The organism is Polyangium jinanense (assembly GCF_028435265.1).
In the GTDB taxonomy this organism is placed as follows: Bacteria; Myxococcota_A; Polyangia; order Polyangiales; family Polyangiaceae; genus Polyangium; species Polyangium jinanense.
This window is the reverse complement of sequence record NZ_JAGTJK010000002.1, coordinates 369636-393807: the sequence shown is the minus strand read 5'-3', so window position 1 is coordinate 393807 and position 24172 is coordinate 369636. Positions and strand designations below refer to the sequence as shown.

Genomic DNA, 24172 nt, shown 5'->3' with positions numbered 1-24172 from the left:
GCTGATGGCCTGCCTCGACGAGAACCTCTTGTTCGAGCTGTCCGTCGGGCAGCTCGACGGGGCCGCCTTGGCCAAGGCCGAAGAGCACCTCGACACCTGCCCCCGCTGCCGGCGCGTGGTGGCCGCGACGCTGCGCGCGAGCGGGGCCGCCGCGCCGCCGCCGCCCCTGACGCTCGTGACACGTGGCACGGCGATCGGCCGGTACCTCGTCGTGGAGCGCGTGGGCGTCGGCGCCATGGGGCAGGTGTTCGCCGCCTACGATCCCGAGCTCGACCGCAAGGTGGCGCTGAAGCTTTTGCGCTTCTCGTCGCGGCCTCGCGCGGAAGAGGAGCAGAGGCGCGCGCGGCTCGCGCGCGAGGCGCAGACGCTGGCGCGGCTATCGCACCCGAACGTCGTGACCGTGTTCGACGTGGGGACGTGGGAGACGCAGTTTTTCGTGGCGCTCGAGTTCGTCCCCGGAGGGTCGGCCCGCGCATGGGCCTCGCGAGAGCCGCGCGCGTGGCGCGACATTGTGCAGCTATGGATGCAGGTCGGGCGTGGTCTCGCCGCAGCGCACGCAGCCGGGGTCGTGCACCGGGACCTGAAGCCCGACAACGTCCTCGTGCGCGCCGATGGCCGCGCACAGGTGACCGATTTTGGTCTGGCCGCCGATACACGGCCCCGCGACGTGGCAGCCGCTCCGACCGAGATGGCCCTCACGGAGACGGGCGCGCTCCTCGGGACGCCGGTCTACATGGCGCCGGATCAGCTCGAAGGCGCGCCGGCCACCGAGGCCTCCGATCAGTTCGCGTTCTGCGTGTCGTTATGGGAAGCGCTGCATGGCGAGCGTCCCTTCGTCGGTCGCACGGTCGCCGAGCTCGCGCGCGCCGCGCGGGAGGAAACACCACGCGCGCCGGCATCGTCGCCGGTGCCACAAGCCGTGCGCCGCCTGCTGCAACGCGGGCTCCATCCCGATCCACGCGAGCGCTATCCTTCGGTTGCCGCGCTCGTCGATGCGCTCGAGCGCGCGACGGAGAAGCCTCGTCGCTTCGGCATCCCCATGCTGATCGGCGCGGCCGCGCTGGCCCTCGGCGTCGTCCTCGTCGCGCGGCCGACCGAGACCGTTCGCCGTCACCCGACGTGCGTGCTCGCCGAGGAGCGGCACCGGGCCGGGTGGGACGAGGCGCGCCGCGCCGTGGTGCGTGAAGCCTTCGACCGCACGGGTCTCTCGTATGCCGCGAAGGCCTTTGGTGCCGTCGACGGCGCGGTCTCGGCGCGCGCGTCCGCCTGGCGGGCCGAGCGCGTCGAGGCGTGCGAGGCGCTCGTCGAAGCGGCGCAGCCCGATCCCCTCTTCCGCGCGCGTGTCGCCTGCCTGGACGAGCGCCTGGCAGAGCTCGATGCCGCCGTCGAGGTGCTTTCGCTCGGCGGGAACGACGCGGTCAACCGCGCGACGTCCGTCGTCGAGAAGATGGCGCCGCTCGAGGCCTGCGTGGCGGTCGACGTCCGACCTGCCGACGCAGAACCCTGCGAGGCGTGCGTGGTGATCCGCGCCGATGTGCAGCGCGGGAGGACGCTGCAGCAGCTCGGAAAGTTCGCCGAGGCCGAGCGTGTGACCAAGGACGCGCTCGCACGCGAGGCTCCACCAAACGCCGCCGCCGCGCGGGCCGCGCTCCTCGTCGAGCACGCGCGCACGCTCGAACCGCTCGGCCGCCTCGACGAGGCCGAGCGCGAGATATTCGACGCGGCGCTGGCCGCGCACCGGGTGGGAAGCCGCGCCCTCGCCGCCGAGGCGTTCGCGGAGCTCGCCTACGTCGTCGGGTACCTGCGCGCGCGTCCCGACGACGGCGAACGATGGGCGCTCCAAGCGGACGCGCTGCTCGGCCCCGACGATGCGCCGATCCTCGATCGCGTCGCCATGGTGCGCGGGGTCATCGAGACGCGCCGCGGCAACCTTCGGCTGGCCGAGGAGCATTTTCGCCGCGTGGAGGAGCGCGTCCGCAAGCGGCTCGGCGCGGCGCACCCGAGCCGCGCCCGCGTGCTCACCAATCTGGCGAGCACGATCTTGCACCAGGGTCGCTTCGACGACGCGCTTCCGCTGCTGAAGGAGTCGTACGACCTCTTCGTCGCGGCGCTCGGCGCCGATCACCCCGACGCGTTCCAGGCGCTCAATGCCTACGGCGCGGCGCTCGGCAACGCCGGCCGCTTCACGGAGGCGGTCCCGGTGTTCGAGGCGGCGCTCGCCGGGTACAAGCGCACGCTCGGCGCGAACCATCCACGGATTGGCCGTGCGGCCTCGAACCTCGCCGAGGCGCTCTACCGCTTGAAGCGATATCCAGACGCGCGCGCTCGTTACCTCGAATCTGCGGCGGCCTTCGAGCGGGCCCTCGGGGCCGACACGCCGGACCGCGCGCTCGCGCTCACGGGCCTCGGTCAGGTGTACGTCGCGGAGGGCGCGTGCGCCGAGGGCCTCGGCGAGACGCAGCGGGCGCTCGACATCTGCGCGAAGTCCGCGTGCGAGCCCAACAACGCAGCGGCCCTCGCGTTCCTGCACGCGAAGGCGTGGGTCTGCGCAGGCCACGCGAAGGCCCAGGCCCTCCCGCACGCCCGCCGTGCTGTCGAGCTCTTCCGCTCCCTCGGCCCCGGCACCGAGGAGGAGATCGCAGAGATCGAAGCGTGGCTCCGGTGAAGTGAGTGCGAGGTTGCTTCGCCGTCGTATCGAACCCCCGCCTCGACAGCCGCCCCCGCCACGACGAACTAGGCTATGCTCCGCCCGCCCGCGCGGCTGCGCGAGGATGCACGGAGGCGAGCACCATGTACGAACCGATCAAATTTCCGACGAAAAGTGGGGCGGAGGCACAGGGGGAGCTCGTGGCGCCGGAGGGTGTGGAGCGGGCGCCCGCGGTGGTGCTGATCCAGGAGTGGTGGGGGCTCAACGGGCAGATCCGTCACGTCGCCGCCCGCCTCGCGCGGGAAGGGTTCCTCGTGGCGATCCCCGACCTCTATCACGGGCGCTGGACCGTCGATCCCGCCGAGGCCCAGAAGCTGATGGAAGGCCTCGAGTGGCCCCGCGCGCTCGACGAGATCGGCAGCGCGGCAGCCTTCCTGAAGAAGCATCCGCGGAGCAACGGGCACGTCGGCGTGGTCGGCTTCTGCCTCGGCGGCGCGCTCTCGTTCGCCTCGGCCACCCTCGTGCCCGAGTTCGAGGCCGTCGTGCCGTTTTACGGTCTCCCCCCCGCGGACAAGTTCGATTTCTCGAAGGTGAAGGCGCCTGTCCTCGCGCATTTCGCGAGCCAGGACGATTGGGCCCGGGCGGATAACGCGCGGGCGGTCATGGAACAGATGCATTCGCGTGGACAATCCATGGAGCTCCACGTGTACGAGGCCGGGCACGCGTTCGCGCACGAGTCGCGCAAGGACGTGTACGTCCCGGAGGCGGCCGCGCTCGCCTGGAGCCGCACCATTGCTTTCTTGCACCGGCACCTCGGCTGATCCGAGGGGCCGTCATTCGGAATGACTTGGTTGGAGGTCGGTCGATGTCGAATCGTTGGATGAGGGTTTGGCTTTTTGCCGTGCCTTGCGCGGCCGTGCTCGGCTTCGCGGGCACGGGCTGCTCGGACGGCTCGGACGGCTCGGGCGGCGCGGGCGGCGAAGGTGGCGCGGGTGGATCGCCGGCAAGCAGCTCGAGCTCGAGCTCCGGGACCGGCGGCACGGGCGGACAAGGCGGCGCGGGCGGACAAGGCGGCGCGGGCGGCGGCTGCGGCGATACCATGACGGACCCGCTGAACTGCGGCGCCTGCGACAACCAATGCGCGCCGGGCCAGACGTGCGCGGGCGGCGTTTGCACCTGCGGATCGTCGAGCGTAGCGTTCGCGGACGTGCAGGCGATCCTGTCGGCGAGCTGCGCGATCGGCGGCTGCCATTCGGGCGCGGGGGCGAAGCAAGGGCTCGATCTGACGAACGCGAACGCGCACGCCGAGCTCGTGGACGTTCCGGCGGAGCAATGCGCGGGCGGGACGCGGATGCGCGTCAAGGCGGGCGATCCTTCGGAGAGCTACCTCATCGACAAGATCATGAACGTCGACAAGTGCTCCGGAAACAAGATGCCGCCGGCGATCGCGCTCTCGGAGGACAAGATTCAGACGATCTCGGACTGGATCTGCGGCGGCGCGATGCCGTGATGGATTGAATGGGACGGGGACCGATGTATTGCTCGCGTTGTCTCAGGCGTTTCGAGGATGAAGAGCACCGCTTCTGTCCGTACGACGGCACGAAGCTCGTCGCGACGCCGGATGTCTCGTCGCTCCGCGCCAAACCCACACCCGAGACGGGCGTGGTGCTCGGCGGACGCTACGAGGTGCGGGGGCTCATCGGTCGGGGGGGCATGGCCCGCATTTACCTGGCGCTGGATCGGAACACGAGCGAGCCGGTCGCCATCAAGATGCTCGACTCGCTGCACCTCCGCGCGCCCGGCGCACGCGCTCGCTTCGACCGCGAGGCGAAGGCAGCAAACGCGCTCGCGCATCCAAACATCGTCAAGGTGCTCGATACGGGGGAGCGGCCGGACGGCGTGCCTTTCCTCGTGATGGAATATCTCTTCGGCGAGACGCTCGGAGACTGGCTACGTCGCGAGACGACGATGCCACTCCACCTCGCGCTCCCGGTGCTCTCGCAGACGGCCTCGGCGCTCGGAGCGGCGCACCGCGCGGGGATCGTGCATCGGGACGTGAAGCCGGACAATCTGTTCCTGGTCGGCGAGCCGGGCGAGCCTTACAACACGAAGGTGCTAGATTTTGGTTTGTCCAAGCTCGAGGCGGCCAAGGCGGTCACGCAGGCCGGGGTGGCCGTGGGGACGCCCGAATACATGCCGCCCGAGCAGGTGGTGGGGGACAAGTCGGATTCGCGGTCGGACGTGTATGCGCTCGGGGTGATGATGTATCGCATGCTCGTCGGAGAGCTGCCGTTCCGCGCAGACGATTATGCGGTCCTCCTGGCGAGGCAGCTCATCGCGCCGCCGCGCGAGCCGTCGGAAGCGCAGCCGGGGATCGATCGGGCCACGGAAGGCGTGATCCTGAAGGCATTGCGCAAGAAGCCCGAGGATCGGTATTCGACGATGGAGGCGTTCTGCGACGACCTCGAGCGGCTCATGGGCAAGCGGCTCGGGTCGCTGTCGGCGGGGCTCTTGCCGCGCGGGCCGGACGTGTACGAGCCGAAGGATCAGCTCTCGCGGACGGCGGCGAAGTTTTTTTACAACAAGCTCGGGATGACGCCGCCTGCTTGGAAGTGAAGGCGGGCGGCGCCCCGGGGTCGTTTTTCCGCGTCACGCCGCCTTCACGAACTTCTGCAGCGATTGCGCGAGGTCGTGCGTGCGTTGTTGCTCGGGTGCGAGCTCCTGGAGGACGAAATCACGCACGGGCGGCTCGAGCTCGTCGAGATCCCGGGCGTACCGCTTCTTGCCTTGATCCTCGCCCTCTTCCAATGCGGCGAGCGCGGCGCGGTGGCCGAGCAGATCCGCGCCGCGTTGCACGATCCGCGCGAACGCGCCCCACACGCCCGAGCTCTGCGCGGGCTCGCCGCCGAACTCGCTGACCTTGTTGCGGAGCTTGTCGACGCGCCGCTCGTGGCTCTCCAAGAGCTGGCGTAGCGAGCTCGTGAGGTCCGCGTCGCGCACGCTGCGCAGGGCGAGCTCGTACGTCTCGACGCTGGCGAGCTCGCCGCGCAGGAGGTCGTTCAGCCGGTCGAGCGTGCTCTCCTTCGAGGGCTCGCCCGTCCGCCGGGTCGAGGGAACTTCGTCCTTGAACGCATCCTTGGCGGACTCGGCTGCTGCGCGCGCGACGGTGGCTACCTCGCTCGCCGCGGCGGCGAGGTCCCGGCCCGCGTGCTCGAGGTGGGCCTTGGCGCGCTCGATCGAGCCGCTTTCGCGCTGATCGACGCTGCTGCGCTCGATCGGGGCGTTCTCCTCCTCGCCCTGCACCTCGTGCTCGACGTCCGTTCGTCCGCTTGACTCGGTGTCACTGCCTTGGGGGACGTTCGTGGAAAAGTCGGGCTGGCGCTTGTCCTGGTTCATGCGCCGATCCCTGGGGCGCCCACGCACTTTCGTCGAGCGCGCGTCGTCCCCGACGTCTCGTGGTAGGCTCGCCTCCGTGACGCTCCTGAAAATTGCTCATATTGGACATCCTGTGCTCCGAAACCGGGCGCGCGAGGTCGAGCGGGACGAGCTTGCCACGGCCGAGGTGCAGACGTTCATCGACGACCTCGTCGAGACCATGCACGACGCGAACGGCGCCGGGCTCGCCGCGACGCAGGTGCACGTGCCGAAGCGGATCGTGGCGATCGAGGTCAAGGACAACCCGCGTTATCCGTACAAGCCGAACATCCCGCTCACGATCGTGGTCAATCCGGTGATCGAGCCGCTCACGGAGGAGCGATTCGACAATTTCGAGGGCTGCCTCTCGGTGCCGAACCTGCGCGGCGTGGTGTCGCGGTTCGCCGAGGTGCGCGTGACCGGCTGGGATCGGCATGGCGCGCCGTTCGAGCGCGTCGCGCGGGGCTTGACGGCGGGGACGTTCCAGCACGAGGTGGACCACCTCGACGGCAAGCTCTTCGTGGATCGGGTGACCGATACCTCGACGCTCTGCACGTGGGCCGAGTTCGATCGGTTCCACAAGCAGGCGTTCGTGGAGCGGATCGTGCCGTTCGTGAAGCGAATGGGGGGCTAGAGCGCCGAACCGTTCGGCGCTCAGCGGATCACTTCGGGATGACGATCCCGCAGGGGAACTGGACCGAAATGGAGTGGTCGCCCTGCTTGATCGTATCGCACGCGGTACCGAGCAGCTCGATCTCGTCGGGGCCGTTGAGCCGCCAGCCGTTCATGTCGTTGTAGGGCAGCGCCTTGCCGTCGAGGGAGACCTGGCCCTCGGCGGCCGCGGTCTCGTCGACGATGCCGTTCAATTTGAGCACGCAGGAGCGGACGCCGTTGATGATCTTGTCGAAGGCGTCGATCAGCGTTTGCGGATTGAGCGCCTGGTAGTACGTGGCCTTCTCGGCGCCGCCGATGGGCAGGCCCGCGCCCGCGTTCGCCAGGTCCTGCAAATGGCCGAGGCTCACCTCGGCGCCGACGCTGATCACGAACGTGCGGACGTCCTTGCCAAACGAGGCCTGCGCGGCGGCGATCGACTCGTCCTGGCCATTTTGCGGATTCGGCTCGGCGCAGGTATCGGGCTCGCCGTCGGTCGCGAGCACGATGATCTTCGGCCCCGGCTCCTGGTAGGCGACGAGATCCGCGGTCACGGCCGTGATGCTCTCGCCCGTCGGCGTGTCGCCCGCGGGGTCCTGCGGGGCATAAACCGCGTCGATGGCCGCATGGTTGTTCAATGCGAGCGGCACCTTCGCGAGCATGGGGCACGTGCCGCCCGCATTGCCGCCGTTGCTCGTGTAGAGCGCGAGCCCGAACCGCACGTCCTTTTCGAGCTTCTTCACGATCCCGTCATTGGGATCCATGAGCGTGTCGTAAAGGACGTTCCAGCGATCGCCATTTCCGAAGCTCGCGGTCATGCTGCCCGATTGATCGATGAGCAGCATCACGGTCGGGATCTGCTTCTCGAAATTGACGTTCACGTCGGCGCAGGCGTCGGCGCCGCTGCCGGTGCCGGTGTTCGACGTCACAAAATCGATGCCGCCGCCGCCGCCGGACCCGCCCTCGCCGCCCGTGGGGATACACCGGCCCTTGACGTTGCAGGTTTGCCCCGTGGGGCAACCGGCCGCGCCGGGGGCGCAGTCCGCCGTGCAGGTGGCGCTGTTGCCGCAATACAGGCCGTCCGCGCACGCGAAGTCGTTGGCGCAGAAGCCGCCGCACTTGCCGGCGTAGACCGAGTCGCACGGAGGCGTGCCGGTGCTCGTCGAACCGCAGCTCGAAGCGAGCGCCGTGACCATGGACGCGAGCCCCATCGCGAGCGCGGGCGCCAAGAGACGGCGGAACCACGAGGGCTTTCGAGGACGTGGAGAACGGGCAAAATGCATGCGTAAGCTCCTGTGTTCGTAGGTTCTCGAAGTGTAGCGCGGCACGCTGTTCAAGGCCGCTTCGGGCGTGTGTTCGTCCTCCGCACGCGCACGCGCCCGCCGGGATCTTGCCGCGCGATGAACGCGATCATCTTCGCGAGCTCGGGATGCGCGAGTAGCTCGGCGACGGTGTGATACCGGGCCTCGAGCTCCTTGTTCGTGAGCACCGCGTGGACGGCGTGATGGCAATCGCGGCAAATCGCGAGCGTCTCCTTGCCCCCGCGGCTCCGCGGCACGAGGTGATGGTCCGAAGGGTTCAGATTCGGCCGTTCACAGAGCGGGCATGGTTCGATCGGTGCCGGTTCGGGACGCATGGGCGGACGCCCGCCCATCATACATCGAAAAACGGGGGCGGCTGGTGATCACCGTGACGGCGGACGGCCCTGCGCGAGCGACCATGTTTGTCCTTTCCAGCGTGGAGCAGCCCACCGCGGCGCGGCCGTGACGATCCGGGACGAAGGCGCGCCATGGGTCTTTTGAGCCCGTTCGTGGCGTGGTACCCTGCTCGCGGATCTCGTCGATGCAGACTTATAACCTCGCGAAACTGAGGGCGGATCAGCCGAACCTGTGGCCGCCGCTCGTGCTGCCTGCGTGTCTGCTCGCCTGCGAGGCCGCGCCCGGGACGACGAGCCCCTTCGAGCTCGCCTACTTCAAGCCGGGCTCGGAGGATCCGACGATCGAACGTTTCTCGCTCGTGCACGCGACCGACATCTCCACGGCCGACGTCGAGGCGCTGCGCTCGGCCGGACGCGAAGACGTGCTGCACGTGGCCGCGGCCGGCGTGATCACGGCAATCCTGCGGGCGCGGGACGAACTGCGCGTGGTGCGCGTGTCGAAGCGGGGTCCGTGGCTGGATCTGCATCTCCAGAAGCTCGACGGCCGCGATGACCGCGTGCTCGTCGCGTTCGGGACCCAGGGCGCGGATACGGACTCCGTGCTCGCGGACGTGGTGAAACACGTGCACGGCGCGCCGGGTGGGCGAAAGATCGCCGGCGCCGTGGCCTTCGGCGGAGGAAAGGCCGCGATCCGGGTCCTGTCATGATCACCTTCGCCTTCGGGGCCGAGGCCTGGCCGAAGAGCCTCACGGTGTCGGACGTCGAGCGCCACAAGAGCCTCCTGATCCAGCAGGCGATGTACGCACGGCTCACGCAGCCGGCGATGGTCTTCCGGACGCTGTCGCGCGGCGCGCTCTACTGGGAGCGCTGGCTGCTCGAGAAGGACCCGGGCCGCTGCGGGGAAGAGCGCGTGCTGTCGGGCCTCGAGCTCGCGCGCGACGCGGGCGACTGGAAGGAAGCGGAGCTGCTCCTCGCGCACTGCGAGGCGGCGCCGGACCTCGACGGGCGGCCGTTCGTGGAGGCCTGGAGCGTGATCGTGCGGGATCGGCTGCAGGAGCAGGTCGACAACGAGCAACGGCTGGAGATCGCCTTCCAGAAGTTCCGCGGCACGAAGAACGTGACGGACGAGGCCGCGCGTGCGGAGCTCGCTCGCGACGTGATGGCGCGCGCGTCGGAGATCGGGCAGGTCGGATCGCCCGTGCCGGTGAACTACCTGCTCGCCCGGATCGCCGCGGCGCAGGGCTGGAACGAGGAGGTCGAGGGGTACTACGCGGCGCTGCTCGTGTGCCGGCCGCTGTGGATCCCGTACATCGTGCAGCTCTCCGAGCACCAGGCGAAGACGGACCTGAAGCGCGCGTTCAGCACGATCGAGACGGCAAAGAGCTTGCTCGGCAAGGATTTCTGGCTCGCGACCTGAGGGCTTGACGGGGTATACGGGCCGCCTCTCCCACGAGCGAGCTCATCCGTGAAGCGCACCTCCCTCCTCCTCGCGCTCGTCCTGTCCATCGCCTCGGCCTCGGGTTGCCGCAGGCACGGGGCGGACGGGATCAACTTCGAGCACCACCACGACCTCGCCTACGAGCCCCTCGCCGAGGACGCACCCTCCGCCGAAGCGTCGCGCGTCGAGATCCACGATTCGCGCAGCGAGCTGCCGGACGCCTTCTACTACGACGAGTATGCCGGGACGCCGGAGAAGAGGTTCACGGTCGCGCCGGGGTATCCGAGCGAGGAGCGGCCCCATCGTGTCCTCGGCACGATCAGGCTGAAGGAGCGCGTCGATGTCTCGGGGTACAACGAAGAGAAGCTCACGGCCGCGTGGAAAAACGAGGCCCTGCGCGCGCGCCGGGAAAAACTGCTCGCCGCGGAGGCGGCGCGCCATGGCGCGAACGCCCTCTATTTGATTTTCAGTTCGACCGATCGCTTCGCTCGAATGCCCGAGCGGAAGCGCACCTATCTGGCCGTCTACCTCTCGCCCGACCCACCTCGGTATCCCGACGTCGAGACGCTCCTCGGGCGGCTGGAGCTCAAAAAGGACGGCTACCACGAGGTCAAACGGTTCACCGCGAAGCTCGAGGAGCTCCCCGACCGGGCGCCCGAGACCATCCAGCTCAAGCGCGGCCATTGCTACACGCTGGCCATCGCCTTCCACCCCGAGCCCATCGATCGACCGCGCGGAAAGGTCACCTCGATCAATTTCACGTACAAGGTCCCCAATCCGGAGGTATTCCCCGGCATCCCGCACAACAACGCCGCTGCCGGCGGCTTCAGCGAGCGGCGCGACGGGGATAAGAGCATGTTTCGCTCGTTGCACCACCTCGACGGGATCTGGTCTCGCACGGGAGCCGGGGAGATCGCCTGCCCCGTCTATCGGACCCAGCCAGCGCAGCTCTCGTTCACGACCTTCGACGGCACCATGCTGAAAAACCCGCCCAAATTCGAGCCCGGGCGAGGCACCTCGGAGTTCGTGGTCTACGAGCGCAAGCTCTCCGCCGAAAAGTTCAACGAGGCGGCCTGCATACGCTGCTACGACGTGGCGCGGCAATGCAGCTACCGAGAACCGCTGGCCTCGTGCGCCGAGCTCGGCAAGTGCTTGCAGACGACGGGGGTGGGGCTCGGCGTCTGCTCCGATCGATATCGCTGAATTCGCGCGAATCCGTGCCCGCGTCCCTCGGCTGGGCGCCGCCATCGGCCGGAACTCTCCCCGGGGCGACGCCCCCGCAGCAATCCTACCGCAAAGCTACAACGGCGTATCAGGTCGCCGAACATGCCCCTCGCGCATGCGGTCGTTTCGCGTAGGATCCTGCGTCGACTCATGAAAGCTGCGCGTCAGAAGCGAAGCGAGGATACGGTCCGCTTCATCCTCGAGGCGACGGATCGGATTCTCGCGCGCGAGGGGCCCTCTGCCGTGACGACCAAGCGCGTCGCTCGCGAGGCCGGCGTCGGCGTCGGGACCGTCTACCACCACTTCGCCGATCGCGTGGCACTCCTGCGCGAGGCGGAGCGGCGCGCGTGGGAGGCGGAGTACGCGGTGCTCCTCGGGCGCTTGACCGAGATCGACCCGACCACGATCGACCCGGCCACGGTCGAGATGGTCGCGTCGCAGCTGATCGGATTCACCGTCGAGAGAGTCCTCCAGCGCGTCGACCGGCACGGCATCTCGATGGACGACGCCGACATGCGCACCGTGATGTACGAGAGGTATGAAAAGACCGCAGATTTTCTGGCTCAAACGCTGGCCGTGATCGCCCCGCGCTTTCGCAGACCGGACCTCCGGGCGAGCCTGCTCATGGCAACGGAGACCCTCGCGCTCATGTCGTGGGCCGCGGCGCATCGGCATCACGATCGCGTGAAGAGCGGTGAATTCCAGCGCGAGCTGAGCGATATGATCCTGCGGTACCTCCTCGCCGACATCGACGAGCGATGACGGCCCTCCGGCATGCCCCGATCGAAATCGAACACCCGATCCACGTGGCACGCTGAAACATCCGAAAATCACAGCGGATTCGTCGTGCGCGCGAAGTCGAACGCGACCCGCGCCGGAGAGCACGTGCATTGACAGGTGCGGGCTTCGTCCCGTATTTGAGTGCGCAGTCGTCTCGCCGTCGAGGTTGCCCTTCGCGCATGGAAGCTTGGCAGCGTGTCGTCGCGCCGAGATGGCGGAGCATGGCTTTTCATTGGGGACGGGCGGAGCAGCGCCATCCGTTGCAACCGCCGAGGAGATGCGCATGAAAAAGCTGGCGAAAGCTCATGCCGGCGGATGGCTCGCCGTCCTCGCCTGCACGGCTGTGAGCTGCGTGGGTACAATTGGTGGCCCCGATCCTTCGGAAAACGAAAGGACTCGGCTCACGTATGCCTGCACCGAGCAGCGGAAGCTCTCGCGCGGCGTCACCTTCGACCACATGCGTCGACTGTCGCACGCCGAGCTGGTCCATACGCTGGGTGCGCTGCTGGGCGAGTCCATCATCGGAGACGCCGAGATTCAGACGAAATTGTCCGGGTTGCCGGTCGACGAGATGGTGATCGCCGGTGACTTCACGGACAACCCACCGGTGGGCACGGCGCTCGCGCTTTCCCAGGTGTCGAAGCGCGCCGTCGAGCTCGCGATGGCGAGCCCCACGTGGAAAACCGATCACCTGCCGAGCTGCGCCGGCACGAGCCCGCTCACCGACGCTTGTGTGGAGGAGGTCGTGGAGCAATTCGGCGGCCAGGTCTGGCGCCGCGATCTCAGCCCCGACGAGGTGCAGTCGTACCTGAGTTACTATCACGAAGCCGGCGCGGATATGGGGGGGCTCTCGTACCTCTTGCGTCGACTGCTGCAGTCGCCCTCTCTGGTGTTCCACATCGAGGAAGGCGCCGAGATCAAGAACGGCCGAATTCGCCTCACCGATTTCGAGGTGGCCTCGCGCATCTCGTACCTCACGCAGAACACCATGCCCGACGACGCGCTCATGAAAGCGGCGCGCAGCGGAGAGCTTCAGTCCCTCGAGGGCGTGCAAGCTCACGTGGAGCGGCTGCTCGCCGGGGAGAAGGCGCACATCAAGGTGCGCGACTTCTTCCGCTATTACGCGCGCCTGGGCACGGTGCCCGATCCGATGCCCGCGGTGGGCGCGCAGATCGGCATCCCCGATACCTCGGGGCTCGGGGACGAGATGAGGCAGGAGGCGTTCGACTTCTTCGAGCACGTCTTCTGGTCGGAAGAGGGCACGTTCAACGAGCTGATGACCTCGAGCGCGGCCTTCCCGCGGTCCGAGGCGATGGCCCGAATCTTCGATACGGAGGTGGTGTCGAGCGAGGAGCCGGTCGCCAGCGCATCGTCGCACCCAGGGCTGCTGCACCGCCCCGCGCTGCTGACGAACGCTGGCGGGCGCACGAGCCCCATCGTGCGCGGCGCGCGCTTGCGTAAAGCGTTCCTTTGCGACGAGATGGGAATGCCGGACCCGGCGGCGGTCGCGGAGCGCAAGAATGAGGTCGGCGACATCGAAAACATGAGCAACCGCGACAAAACGACGAAGCTCACCGACGCCCCCGCTTGCATTGCCTGCCACGCGAGAGTCAACGGGATCGGGTTCGCCTTCGAGGGGTTCGATCAGCTCGGCGCGAAGCGGAGCGTGGAGCTCGTGTTCAATGAACAGGGCGAGCCCGGAGCCACCTGGCCCATCGATACCACGGCACAGGACCCGGAGCTCGAGCCCGGGGGGCCGGAGAACTTGAGCGACTCGGTGGAGCTCGCGCTCGCCATGTCCGAGAGCTACAAAGCCCGGGCCTGCATCTCGCGTCGACTCTTCGAGTACTACCACGCGAGCACCGTCGACATCGAAAGCGACAGCTGCATCCTCAGCGAGGGAGAGGCTCGAAGTCAAAGCGGCACGCTCCAATCCGTGCTGCTCGCCACCATCGCCAACGAAGACATTTTCTGGAAGCAGGAGCCCTGAGGACGCCATGAAATACAACCCGAAGAGCCGACGATTGTTCCTGTGCGGCGCGGGGGCGGCCCTGGTGCTGCCTGCGCTGCGTTCGTTGATGCCGAGGGAGGCGTACGCGGGGCCCGAGACCACGCCGCCTCGGTACATCCAGGTCTTGAACCCCTACGGTCCGAGCGCCTCGCTCTACTATGGCGCACTGAAGGCAAACCAGAATATCGAGCCGTACGTCAACGTGAAGGCCCTGAGCGAGCTCGAGGGCGCCATGTCGCCCATCCTCGGGGACGCGTTCACGCCGTTCACGAACAAGCTCTCGGTCCTGCGCGGGATTGACGTGCTGGCCGAGAACTGGAACCATCAGTACTGCTTCCCCACCTGCGCCTCCTCGTACGCGGCGGGCCTCGACAATGACGAGGCGCCACCGACCAGCGGCCAGGAGTCGATTGATGTGCTGCTGTCGAATTCGGCCAAGATGTACGGGCCCGAGGTGCCTGCGGTGCGGCGCTCGGTGGTCCTCAACCCGGTCATTACCGACGACTACAGCAAGAATCGCTCGTTCTCGTGGCGTTCGACGAACGCGAAGCTCGAGATGGTAAGGCCCGTGAAGCAGACCCAGGCCTTCTTCGATGCATTCGCTTCGGGCTTCGGTGCGGTGGGCGATGGCGACCCGCGCGAAACGGCCCTCTTGCAGGCCGTGCACGCCGACTACAAGAAGGTGCGTGACAGTAGCCGCATCTCGGCTGCCGACAAGCAGAAGCTCGAATCGTACATGTCGCTCGTCGCCGACATCCAGAAGGGAGCCGGCACGTGCTCCCCTGCCATGCAGGAGGACGAGGTCGACATCGAGGCCGTGATCGCCAATCAGTTCCGCATCCTCGCAGCGGCCATGGTCTGTGACTTGACGCGCGTCGCCAGCATCACGCTCGGCATGTCCATGGGCACCTACCCACGTCACGAACAGCATCACAAGATCTATGGGAAAACCTTGTCGGGTGCGACCGCGTCGGAGCTGGCCGTCGACCTGAAGCTCACCGGAGCCCGCGTGGCGAAGCTGCTCGGCATCCTCGACGCGGTGGTGGAGCCTTCGGGCACATTGCTCGACAATTCGCTCGTCTACTGGTCCATGCAATACGGCTGCGTCGTGATCGGAGGCGAGCACAGCGCCAATGGTATGCCTGTGATGGTCGCCGGCGGCGCAGGCGGCAAGCTGAAGCAAGGCCATTACATCGACTTTCGGGAGCCGGCGAGCGAGACGCTCCATGATGACAGCCGGCGCGGGATCCCGATGAACAACCTCCTCGTGACGTTCATGAACTGCATGGGCCTGTCGTCGTCGGACTACGAGGCGACGCCCGGGAAGGGCTATGGGAGCTATCCTCCGAACGCCCTCGCGAAAAAGCCGAATGGCGCCTTCTGGGACACCACGGCCGGTCGCCGGTCGCCGGTGCCCTTCCTGTACACCGGCGAAGCGATGGGCTGAGCGCTCGTCAGGTCACGGGGCATCGACGCCCGCATCCATCGTCGGGGCGCCGCAATCAGCCGGAACGCCGCTGCCCGGCGCGAGGACGTCGATGCCGTCGTAGCAGAAGTTTTCCGGCCCCTTCGCATAATACGTGTCGAGGAAAGCGCCGAGCGCGGCGGTGTCGAGGCAATCGGCGCGGAGGAGCCCGCCCCACGCGGCCGCGGCGAAACGGACGTCGAGCTCGGGATCGGGCACGACGATGATGCGCGCCTTCAATGGCGCGACGCAGAGCGGATCGGCCGGGCGCGCGTCGAGGAATGCCGCGAGGGTCGCGAGCTCGGATTCGCAGCCGCCATCGCAATGGTACGAGATGACGACCGCGCCGTGCTCCATCGAATGGACGAGGAAGCCTCGCGGGACGGGCGCGTCGTACCATTTGAATGCGGCCCACGAGGGATAGTGCGGGCCCGAGGTCGGAGGGTTTGTCGGGTACACGACAGGGGAGCACATCGCGACGTGCGGGGAAGGAAGGATGGGCACGGCCATCGTGGTGACGGGGCAGGCGCCGGCATCACTCGGCCCGGCGTCGGGCTCGTTGCCGCCTGCGCCACCCGCGCCGCCGCCGCCGCCTCCGCTTCCGCCTGCGCCGCCGCTGCCGCCTGCGCCACCGCCTCCGCCAGCGCCGCCGCTTCCGCCGCCGGTGCCGCCAACGCCACCGCTTCCGACGCCGCCGCTTCCGCCAACGCCCCCCTGCCCTCCCGCGCCGCTGGACGAGGCAGAGGACGACGACGACGACGAGACAAACGACCCATCCGCACCGGCGTCCACCGGCGCAGGCGACACCGTCTCGACCGGCGAGCACGCGAACCCAAGGGCCGGGAGCGCGAGCGCAAAAAGCACCCCCGCGCTCCACAAAAATGAGCGGTCTCGGCGGCGAATCACCGCCGAGACTTTATCAGGCAGGCGCCCCCGTCGGGCCGGTTTTCAGACGCCGCCGCGCGTACGCGCCTCGCGCTCGAGCTGCTCCTGGTACTCCACGCTGAAGCGCGCCCATGGCCGCGAGCGCAGCCGCGGGAAGCCAATCGGCTCGCCCGTGCCCTCGCACAGGCCGTACGTGCCGTCCCTGAACTTCGCGAGCGCGCGATCGATCTCCGAGAGGAGCTGCACGTCGCGTTCGAGCAGGCGCGAGGCCATCGCCGTCGCGCCCTCGATGTTCGCCTCGTCCATCTCGTCGCCGACCTCGCGCCCGGTGTCGCGTTCTTGCTCCTGGCGCGTCTCGATGCTCGCCAGGATCTCCGCGCGCTTCGTCTCGAGCAAGGTGCGCAGCTCGTCGCGCTGCTCGGGCGTGAGCTCCGGCTCTTCGTCGATCGACTCGGGGTTCAGCGCGCCCGCGCGCGTCGCAGGCCTCGCAGCGGGTCCCCGCGGCGCGATGCTCCCGATCCCTACTCCCTTTCGAGCGTCCATGGTCCCCTTTGTCGTTCGGCGAATGTTTTCCGGACGAACGGCAAGGGACATGCCCCTCGCCCTGCGCACGAATCGCACGTCACGCCGAAGACCGAGAGCCTAGCAGGCTCAGCGGCGCGCGCCGCTCACACCGAGCGTCTTGATGAGCCAGCCGATGTCCTCGAAGGCCGCCTTCGAAGCCGTGACAGCAAGCTCACCGCGCGGTGCGTCCACGGTGCCCGTCGAGCTCGACGTGACGAAGATGGGCGTTTCGCCCTGGTGCGGCATCGTCGAGACGGCGCGAATCAGCTGCTGGACGCGAGCATCCTCGCGCGGGCCGAACACGTCCTTCATGCGGTCCAGGCTCTTGACCAGCGGGCCCATCGAGAGGAAGCCGGAGCCCATGTGGGTGCCGCGACGGAGCGGCTCGAGATCCGTGCGCGACGCGATCGTCCCCGCGTCGGGCGCGCCGGTTTTCACCGCGAGCAGGCGCTTGACGAGCCCGTCGGGCTTACCGCCCCCGACGGCGAGCCACGTGCGCGACTTGCCGTCGGTCATGAGCAGGACGTGCACCTCGACGCTGACGAGAGCCTTCTGCGGGGCGCTCTTGTCGAGCAACGCCGCCGGGACGTTCTCGATCTTGATCGACAGATCCAGCGAGTCGGGCCCGAGGGCCGCGGGGCCCGGGCCGACCTTCACCTTGGGGAGCGCCTTCGAGAGCTCCGGCCCGAGCTCCTTGCGCAGCGGATCCTGAAAACCCTTGCGGTTGTAGACGTCCGCGATCTTGCGGAGCTGCTTTGCGAGGTTCGCCGAGCCCTCCTCGTAACCGGCGAGGCCCCAGCCGATCCAGCCGTTCACGAGGGCCTCGGCCTCTTGCTGCGGGGTGCGCGTGCCCTTGACCTCCGCGACCTCCACGCGGCCGCTCGCCGTGACCGTCTCGACGTCCTTGCCCATGGGCCAGTCGAAGAGCTCGCCGACCGCGCGATGATCGGCCTCGGAGCCGACGTTCACCTTCGCGAGGATGCCTTCGACGAGGAGGCGCGCCGTGCGCAGGATCGGCTGGAAGCGCTTCGGGTCGGAGCCGCGGCCGTAGAAGACGGACGCGCTGTCCTTGGGCGCGCGCCAGAAGATCGCGGGCGGCGGGCCGGCTCGCTCCGGGCGCTCGCCCATGAGGCCGCTCACCCAGGAGTTTTTCCCGCGCATCGCGAGCGAGGCGCTCGCGCGCAGGCACGTGGCCGGATCCATGGAGACGTCGAGCGTGAGTTTGTCCGCGTCCTGCGCGAAGGCGACGATCTCGTCCGCGAGGCCCGTGGCCGCGTCGACGATCGCACGGTCGAACTTGGGCTCGCCAATGGCGAGCTCGGCCTGCGCGATCACGGGCAAACCCTGCACCTGCGTGCGCAAAAGCGAGCCATACCGGGCCTCGGCCGGGGCGAAGCGCACCTCGAGGTGCATGTCCGAGGCCGCGCCGGCCTTCGTCGGCAAGGTGCGCGTGAGGTACGGCGCGAGCGTGGTGACGTCCTTCTCCTTCGGCCCGCACACGAGCCGCGCGGGCGTCGCGCCCGCGGACGCCGCGATCACGCACGTCGAGCCCGACCTGCCGCCGATGCGGAACATGCCCGGGCCGAGCTCCGTGACGGGACCCGCGCCCTCGACGGCCATCTTCGCCTTTTCGAGGGACGTGAGGCCGAGCGAGAACGCGACGAAGGCGCCAGCGCGCTTCGATTGCGTTTCGAGTGAGGCCACGGCGAAGACGGGCGCGTCGAGGGAGACGGCGGCCGCGAGACTACGCACGTCGACGTTGCTCGACACGACGTCGCGGAGGAGCGCACGGAGCTGGCCTTCGACGCCGCCCATGAGCGGTTCGGGCGGGATGGCCGCGCAGGTCCCGAAGCTCGTCAGCGTGGCCGCGGGGCTCTTCCAGCCGAAGAATGCGACGACGTCCTCGGGCTCCGGCACCGGCGAGAGGTCGTAGGCCGTCTCGGTCGGCTGAGGGGCGGCGACTTGCGCGGCGCCTTTTTCCTTCGAAGCATCGGCCGGCGTCTTCGTGGGTTCGACGGTCGCGGGCGACGGGCCACACGCGAGTGCGAGGAGGGCAAAGGCCGGGAGGAGCGACGTACGCATGGGCCGCCTTATACGGCGGGCGGAAGCGGACGTCGAGAGAGCCAGATTCACGCGCGGGCTCGGACTTGCCTTCCGCGCGACCTCGTCCTACGCCGAGCTTCATGCGTCTACGGACCCGCTTCGACAAGCTGCTCCGCACCTCGATCCTCGGATTGCCGGCGCTCATCGCCGCCTTTGCCGTGGCGTGCGGCGGCGAGCCGACCCCGCCCCCGGCCAATCCCGAGCCGCCCCCCGCGGCGACACCTGCGCCCACGCCGACGGAGACTCCAACGGCCGCGCCCGAGACGCCTCCGCCCAAGCCTACGGCGTCGGCGTCCGCCGAAGCGCCGCCGCCGCCGAAGTCCGCCGCGGAGGAGCGGCCGCCGGTGCTGATGAGCTCCGACAAGGAGCTGCAATCGATCTTCACCACGAGCCCGGGCGCGAAGCTCGAGCTCGGCGACGATTCGGGCCGCGCCGTCTTCCGCATTCGCGAAGGCTCGCTGGGCTCGCCGCACATCATCACGTTCAAGCTCGATCCGAAGGGCAAGTCGACGGGCGTGCCGATCGGGAAGATCTACCGGCTGCTCGTGCAGATCGAGAACTCGCCGGATCTGCCCACGCTCGAGTCCCTGGACAAACCCTTCGAGTTCAGCTTCCCCGCGGGCAACAAGAAGGACGCGAACCTCGCGATCGGCGAGCTGAAGGTCGACGACAAGGGCCGCGAGAAGATCACGTGGACGGTGGTCGCGCCCGAGAAGATCGACGACGCGACGGGGACGGCGTTCTTCAAGATCAAGGCGATCGGAAACTACTTCATGCACGTCACGGCGAAGGCCCCGACCGAGGCGCCCAAGTGAAACGCGCCTGATCGAGCGCCCAGCCGAACAACGCCCCTCCGAGATCGAGCGCACTCCTGCCGAGCGCGCGCCGATCAACTCGTTCACCCGCGAAATAATCCATCCCCGCCCGCGCGAGCGCGTGCGAGCGCGTGACCCATCGCTCGATCACGGGGCGCGCGCCGCCGTACACGAAGCGCGCCGCGCGCGCGCGCAGGCGGAGATCCAAACCGAGGCGGCTCTCGCGGAGCACCGAAGGAAACGAGGCGAACGAGAGGTCGCCCGCTTCGAGCGCGCGCGCGAGGAACGGGCCCGCGACGGAGCCGTACTGGATCGCCTGCGCGATGCCCTCGCCAAGCGCCGGATCGATGCCCGCCGCCTCCCCCACGAGGAGCACACGTGGCTGGGCGAAGGGCTCATGCAAGGAGAGGCCTCGCTCGGCGAAGCGTCGCAGCGAGGACGCGGGCACGGCCACGCCCTGGTCGTTCGCACGAGCGAGGAGCCGCTCGGCCGGCGCAGGCTCGGTCGCGGCGCGCTCGGGTACGCCCTCGGCGCGGAGCTCGTAGATGCCACGACAAACCATGGGCCGTCCGTGGACGAGCGTCGGAAAGTCCCACGCGTACCCGGGCAAACCCCGTGCGGCCATGTCGAAATGGAGGACGTCGCGCGGGCCGTCGCCGCGAGCTTCGGGGGTGTCGACTTCCACGGCCTGGGCCATGAACGCGCCGCGTGGCAAGCCGAGCGCGCGCCGCACGACGCTGCCGACGCCGTCGGCGCCGATGACGGCGCGTGCGCGAATCTCGCCGATCGAGCTCTCGATCCGCGCGTCGTGTTCGCCGATCACGAGGCCCGTGACCTTCACGCCGTCGCGCACGCGTATGCCACGCGCCATGGCCTCGCGCGCGAAGGCGTGATCGAACTCGAAGCGGCGGACGACACGGCCGATCGGCGGTCCCTCGGCGCGCGCGGCGAGCCTTCGGCCCGAAGCATCCACAGACAAACCGTGGATCGGGACCGACGGGACGAAGACACGCACGCCGATGGACGCGAGCAGCCGATCCGCGCGCGCGCCGATCGCACCCGCGCAGATCTTTTCGCGCGGATACGTCGCTCGTTCGAGCACGACGATCCGCTCGGCGAGTCGAGGTGCGGCGTGCGCGAAGAAGAGCGCCGTCGAGATGCCGGCGGGGCCTCCGCCGACGATCACGATCTCCGCGTCGAGCATGGTGTCGAGGGGGCTCAGCCCATGGGGAATTCTTCGCCCTCTTTGGGCGCGCCTGCGCGGATCATCGTGCCGACGCCACGCGAGGTGAAGAGCTCCGCCACCACGTTGTGCGGGACGCGGCCGTCGATGATGTGCACCGTCTCCACGCCGCCCTCGAGCGCGCGCAGGATCGACGCCGCCTTCGGGAGCATGCCGCCCGTGACCGTGCCGTCACGCATGCGCGCGTCGAGCTCCTCCGCGCTCATCTCCGACACGAGCAGGCCATTCGAGAGGATGCCCGCGACGTCGGTCAGGTAGATGAGCTTGCGCGCGCCGCACGCGACCGCGACCTCCGCGGCGACGGTGTCGGCGTTGATGTTGTACGTGTTCCCATCCTTGCCGAGGCCGATGGGCGAGATGACGGGGATGTACCCCTTGCCGAGCAAAAGCTCGAGCACGTCGGGATCGATCCGCGCAACCTCGCCGACGTAGCCGAGGTCCTTGCCCGGCGGCATGTTCATCTTGCGCGCCTCGATCAAGCCGCCGTCCTTTCCGGACAACCCCACGGCCTTCGTGCCCGCGCGCGCGAGCGAGGCGACGACCTCCTTGTTGATCTGGCCCGTGAGGACCATCTCGACGATACGCAAGCTCGCGGCGTCCGTGACGCGCAGGCCGTCGACGAACTCGGTCGCCTGCCCCATCTGCTCGAGCGTGCGCGAGATCTCGGGGCCACCGCCGTGCACGATGATCGGGCGCAAACCCACGGCCTGGAGCAGGCGCACGTCCTCGGCGAAGCGATCCTTGAGGTCGGCCCGCACCATCGCGGCGCCGCCGTACTTGATGACCGCGCGCGTGCCGGCGAAGCGCTCGATGTAGCGGAGCGCCTGCACGAGCGTGTCGGCCTTGAGCTCCGGCGTCTTGTGGTCGAGGCTCGGATCACGGCGCACCGGGCCGCCCGCGGGGTCGACGAGGACGGCCGCGTAGTCGGCGTTGATTCGTACGTAATCGTAGGAAAGGTCGCAGCCCCAGGCCGTCGCCTCACCCACGCCCGTGCCGACCTCGATGTCGACGAAGACCTCTTCACCGCGAAGAAGCGCGCGGAGCGCGTCGGCGTCGAAGGCCTGCGGTTTGCCCTGCGCGTAGACGAGGACGTTCTGCAGGCGCACGCTCGCCACGGTCGGATCGAAACGAATGTGCTGCTCGGCCGCGCGCGAGCCGACCGCCGCGAGGACACGGCCCCAGTTCGGGTCCGTCCCGAAAAACGCCGCCTTCGCGAGGTTCGATTCCGTGACGGCGCGAGCGAGCGCGCGCGCGGACGTGAGGTCCTCGGCGCCACGCACGGTGACCGTGATGAGGTGCTGCGCGCCCTCGCCGTCGGCGGCGATCGTGCGCGCGAGCTCGCGGCAGATGTCGATGAGCGCAGCGGCGAAGCTCTGCGCTTCGGGCGAGTCGCGGCGCGTGATCGGATCGTTCTCCGCCATGCCGTTCGCGAGCACGAGGACCTGATCGTTCGTCGACGTGTCGCGATCGACGCTGACCATGTTGAACGTCTCGTCGACGGCCGCATGCAGGATCGCGTCGAGCACGGAGACGTCGATGGCCACGTCGGTCACGAGGAACGCGAGCATCGTGGCCATGTTCGGGTGAATCATGCCCGAGCCCTTGGCGATGCCCGCGATACGCACGCGATCACCGCCGAGGAAGATCTCGCGCGAGGCGAGCTTCGTGCACGTGTCCGTCGTGAGGATCGCCTCGGCCGCAGGCGTGGGATCCTGGCTGAGCTTGGCGATGAGGCCGGGGACCGCAGCGGAGACTTTTCCATGCGGCAGAGGCACGCCGATGACGCCGGTCGAGCACGTGAGGACCGCGTCGACGGGGACGCCGAGCGCGTCGGCGACGGACGCGGCCATGCGCTGGTTCGCCTGGACGCCCTCGTCGCCCGCGAGGCAGTTCGCGTTGCCGCTGTTCGCCACGATCGCGCGCGCGTCCTTGCGAGGCAGCCGCGCGACGTTCCAGTCGACACACGCCGCGCGCGACTTCGAGCGCGTGAAGCATCCGGCCGCGACGGCGGGAACCTCCGAGAGCACGAGCGCGAGATCGGGGCGTTTGACCTTGATGCCGGCAGAGGCCCCGGCGAACGAGAATCCAAGCGGTATCTTCACGGGCCACCTCGGGGTAGGGGGAGCCGCGGCGCGAATCACGACGCGGGGGAGCCCTTCTTTTTGTCTGTCAATGCGGCGAAAGCGGCGGCGCGCCGATCATGGCGCAGAGGTTCTGGAGCGCCTGGGAGGCGGCTCCCTTCAGCAGGTTGTCGAGCGCCGACGTGACGACGACCGAGCCTCGCTCGGCGTCGGCACGAACGCCGAGGCGCGCGTACGGGGTGTACGCGACCTGCGCGAGCGTGACGTCCTCCGGCGCGCGCACCTCGACGAGGTCGGCAGGGGCGTACGCGCGCCGGAAGAGCGCTTCGATCTGGTCGTGCGGGACCGCGCCGGAGAGGCGCGCGAAGGCCGTGACGAGCAGGCCTCGACGAACGGGCAGGAGATGCGGGACGAACGTCACGGAGGCGCGCACGCGGCCCGCGCGGGAGAGCGCTTGCTCGATCTCGGGCGTGTGCTGGTGGTTGCCCACGCGGTACGCCGAGAGGTTCTCGTCGACCTCCATGAACAGGAGGCGCTCTTCAACTTTGCGACCCGCGCCCGATACGCCGCTCTTGCCGTCGACGTACATCGAAGCCGGGTCGATCGCGCCCGCCTCGACGAGCGGCGCGAGCGCGAGGATCGCGGCCGTCGCATAACAACCGGGGTTCGCGATGAGGCGCGCGTCCTTCGCGCCGCCCGTGCGCGTCGAGGCGGAGGCGACCTCGGGCAAACCGTAGTGCGCCTCGGCGAGGAGCTCGGGCGCGGGATGCTCGAAGCCGTACCAGCGCGGATACGCGGCCGGATCCTCCAGGCGAAACGCGCCCGAGAGATCAACGACGCGCACGCCGTGCGAAAGGAGCTCCGGCGCGAGCTTGGCCGAGACCTCGGCGGGCGTCGCGAGCAGCGCGACCTCGCTCTGCCGGGCCACGGCGACGGCGTCGCTCATCGGCGCGACAGGGAGCTTTCCGACGCTCGCGGGCACACGCACGCGATCACCGAGCTTCGATCCCTGCCATCGATCCGCGGCGACACCCGCGAGCGAGAGGGACGCATGTTCGGCGACGAGCCGCGCGAGCTCGCTGCCGGCGAAGCCACTGACGCCGAGGATCGAGACGGGGACTTTGGAGGCGCTCACGGGCGCGCTTCCCTACTGAGCGATGACGCCCTTGTCAAACGGTTGTGCATGCTCGCCGC

General features: G+C 68.8%; 21 protein-coding genes. 12 read left to right on the top strand and 9 right to left on the bottom strand.

All coding sequences use genetic code 11. From position 1 onward, the window contains the following. The first annotated feature begins 4 nt into the window (after positions 1 to 4). The 4 genes from KEG38_RS05995 (at position 5) to KEG38_RS05980 (ending at position 5263) form a co-directional block, all read left to right on the top strand. The gene (locus tag KEG38_RS05995) at positions 5 to 2665 is read left to right on the top strand and encodes a serine/threonine-protein kinase (RefSeq protein WP_272418084.1); all 2661 of its coding nucleotides are present in this window, start codon (positions 5 to 7) and stop codon (positions 2663 to 2665) included. Between the two features lie 125 nt (positions 2666 to 2790). Beyond that, positions 2791 to 3468, top strand: coding sequence for a dienelactone hydrolase family protein (locus tag KEG38_RS05990; RefSeq protein WP_272418083.1), 678 nt, complete (start codon positions 2791 to 2793; stop codon positions 3466 to 3468). A 44-nt stretch (positions 3469 to 3512) separates the two neighbouring features. Beyond that, on the top strand, positions 3513 to 4157 hold the full coding sequence (locus KEG38_RS05985; protein WP_272418081.1) for a PE-PGRS family protein: 645 nt from the start codon (positions 3513 to 3515) through the stop codon (positions 4155 to 4157). A gap of 8 nt (positions 4158 to 4165) precedes the next feature. Further along, complete coding sequence (locus tag KEG38_RS05980) at positions 4166 to 5263, top strand: serine/threonine-protein kinase (protein ID WP_272418079.1); 1098 nt, start codon at positions 4166 to 4168, stop codon at positions 5261 to 5263. A gap of 33 nt (positions 5264 to 5296) precedes the next feature. Here KEG38_RS05980 and KEG38_RS05975 read toward each other — a convergent pair whose 3' ends face one another. Beyond that, a complete protein-coding gene (locus KEG38_RS05975; protein ID WP_272418078.1) occupies positions 5297 to 6043 on the bottom strand; it encodes a DUF2383 domain-containing protein in 747 nt (248 codons plus the stop codon). Between the two features lie 76 nt (positions 6044 to 6119). Between KEG38_RS05975 and def the strand changes: the two genes are divergently transcribed. Beyond that, on the top strand, positions 6120 to 6695 hold the full coding sequence (gene def / locus KEG38_RS05970) for a peptide deformylase (protein ID WP_272418077.1): 576 nt from the start codon (positions 6120 to 6122) through the stop codon (positions 6693 to 6695). Between the two features lie 28 nt (positions 6696 to 6723). Here def and KEG38_RS05965 read toward each other — a convergent pair whose 3' ends face one another. Both KEG38_RS05965 and KEG38_RS05960 read right to left on the bottom strand, forming a co-directional pair. After that, entirely contained in the window at positions 6724 to 7995 is a 1272-nt protein-coding gene (locus tag KEG38_RS05965) for a vWA domain-containing protein (protein WP_272418075.1), read from the bottom strand. 50 nt (positions 7996 to 8045) lie between these two features. After that, a complete protein-coding gene (locus KEG38_RS05960) occupies positions 8046 to 8270 on the bottom strand; it encodes a hypothetical protein (RefSeq protein ID WP_272418073.1) in 225 nt (74 codons plus the stop codon). A gap of 284 nt (positions 8271 to 8554) precedes the next feature. On the opposite strand from KEG38_RS05960, the gene KEG38_RS05955 reads away from it, so the two are divergent. The 6 genes from KEG38_RS05955 (at position 8555) to KEG38_RS05930 (ending at position 15269) form a co-directional block, all read left to right on the top strand. Next, complete coding sequence (locus KEG38_RS05955) at positions 8555 to 9076, top strand: hypothetical protein (protein ID WP_272418071.1); 522 nt, start codon at positions 8555 to 8557, stop codon at positions 9074 to 9076. Beyond that, the gene (locus tag KEG38_RS05950) at positions 9073 to 9786 is read left to right on the top strand and encodes a hypothetical protein (protein ID WP_272418070.1); all 714 of its coding nucleotides are present in this window, start codon (positions 9073 to 9075) and stop codon (positions 9784 to 9786) included. Before KEG38_RS05955 ends, KEG38_RS05950 begins: the two co-directional genes overlap by 4 nt. 48 nt (positions 9787 to 9834) lie before the next feature. Continuing rightward, a complete protein-coding gene (locus KEG38_RS05945; RefSeq protein WP_272418069.1) occupies positions 9835 to 11010 on the top strand; it encodes a hypothetical protein in 1176 nt (391 codons plus the stop codon). A 171-nt stretch (positions 11011 to 11181) separates the two neighbouring features. After that, positions 11182 to 11793, top strand: coding sequence for a TetR/AcrR family transcriptional regulator (locus KEG38_RS05940; protein WP_272418068.1), 612 nt, complete (start codon positions 11182 to 11184; stop codon positions 11791 to 11793). Between the two features lie 301 nt (positions 11794 to 12094). Next, positions 12095 to 13801 carry a DUF1592 domain-containing protein gene (locus KEG38_RS05935; protein ID WP_272418067.1) on the top strand — a complete coding sequence of 569 codons (1707 nt, stop codon included), beginning with the start codon at positions 12095 to 12097 and terminating at the stop codon, positions 13799 to 13801. Positions 13802 to 13808: 7 nt separating this feature from the next. Then, on the top strand, positions 13809 to 15269 hold the full coding sequence (locus KEG38_RS05930) for a DUF1552 domain-containing protein (RefSeq protein ID WP_272418066.1): 1461 nt from the start codon (positions 13809 to 13811) through the stop codon (positions 15267 to 15269). A 12-nt stretch (positions 15270 to 15281) separates the two neighbouring features. Here the strand turns inward: KEG38_RS05930 and KEG38_RS55430 are convergent, their stop codons facing one another. The 3 genes from KEG38_RS55430 to KEG38_RS05915 all read right to left on the bottom strand — a co-directional run bounded on the left by KEG38_RS55430 (position 15282) and on the right by KEG38_RS05915 (position 18818). Further along, entirely contained in the window at positions 15282 to 16151 is an 870-nt protein-coding gene (locus KEG38_RS55430; protein ID WP_272418064.1) for a thioredoxin-like domain-containing protein, read from the bottom strand. Positions 16152 to 16235: 84 nt separating this feature from the next. Further along, positions 16236 to 16715 carry a TraR/DksA family transcriptional regulator gene (locus KEG38_RS05920; RefSeq protein ID WP_272418063.1) on the bottom strand — a complete coding sequence of 160 codons (480 nt, stop codon included), beginning with the start codon at positions 16713 to 16715 and terminating at the stop codon, positions 16236 to 16238. Positions 16716 to 16823: 108 nt separating this feature from the next. Next, positions 16824 to 18818 carry a hypothetical protein gene (locus KEG38_RS05915; RefSeq protein WP_272418062.1) on the bottom strand — a complete coding sequence of 665 codons (1995 nt, stop codon included), beginning with the start codon at positions 18816 to 18818 and terminating at the stop codon, positions 16824 to 16826. A 101-nt stretch (positions 18819 to 18919) separates the two neighbouring features. On the opposite strand from KEG38_RS05915, the gene KEG38_RS05910 reads away from it, so the two are divergent. Continuing rightward, a complete protein-coding gene (locus KEG38_RS05910; RefSeq protein WP_272418059.1) occupies positions 18920 to 19654 on the top strand; it encodes a hypothetical protein in 735 nt (244 codons plus the stop codon). Here KEG38_RS05910 and KEG38_RS05905 read toward each other — a convergent pair. The 3 genes from KEG38_RS05905 to argC form a co-directional block, all read right to left on the bottom strand. After that, complete coding sequence (locus KEG38_RS05905; RefSeq protein WP_272418057.1) at positions 19620 to 20858, bottom strand: NAD(P)/FAD-dependent oxidoreductase; 1239 nt, start codon at positions 20856 to 20858, stop codon at positions 19620 to 19622. The genes KEG38_RS05910 and KEG38_RS05905 overlap by 35 nt on opposite strands. Positions 20859 to 20872: 14 nt before the next feature. After that, on the bottom strand, positions 20873 to 22999 hold the full coding sequence (gene argJ, locus KEG38_RS05900; RefSeq protein ID WP_272418056.1) for a bifunctional glutamate N-acetyltransferase/amino-acid acetyltransferase ArgJ: 2127 nt from the start codon (positions 22997 to 22999) through the stop codon (positions 20873 to 20875). Positions 23000 to 23066: 67 nt separating this feature from the next. Continuing rightward, on the bottom strand, positions 23067 to 24113 hold the full coding sequence (gene argC, locus KEG38_RS05895; protein WP_272418055.1) for an N-acetyl-gamma-glutamyl-phosphate reductase: 1047 nt from the start codon (positions 24111 to 24113) through the stop codon (positions 23067 to 23069). Positions 24114 to 24172: the final 59 nt, after the last annotated feature.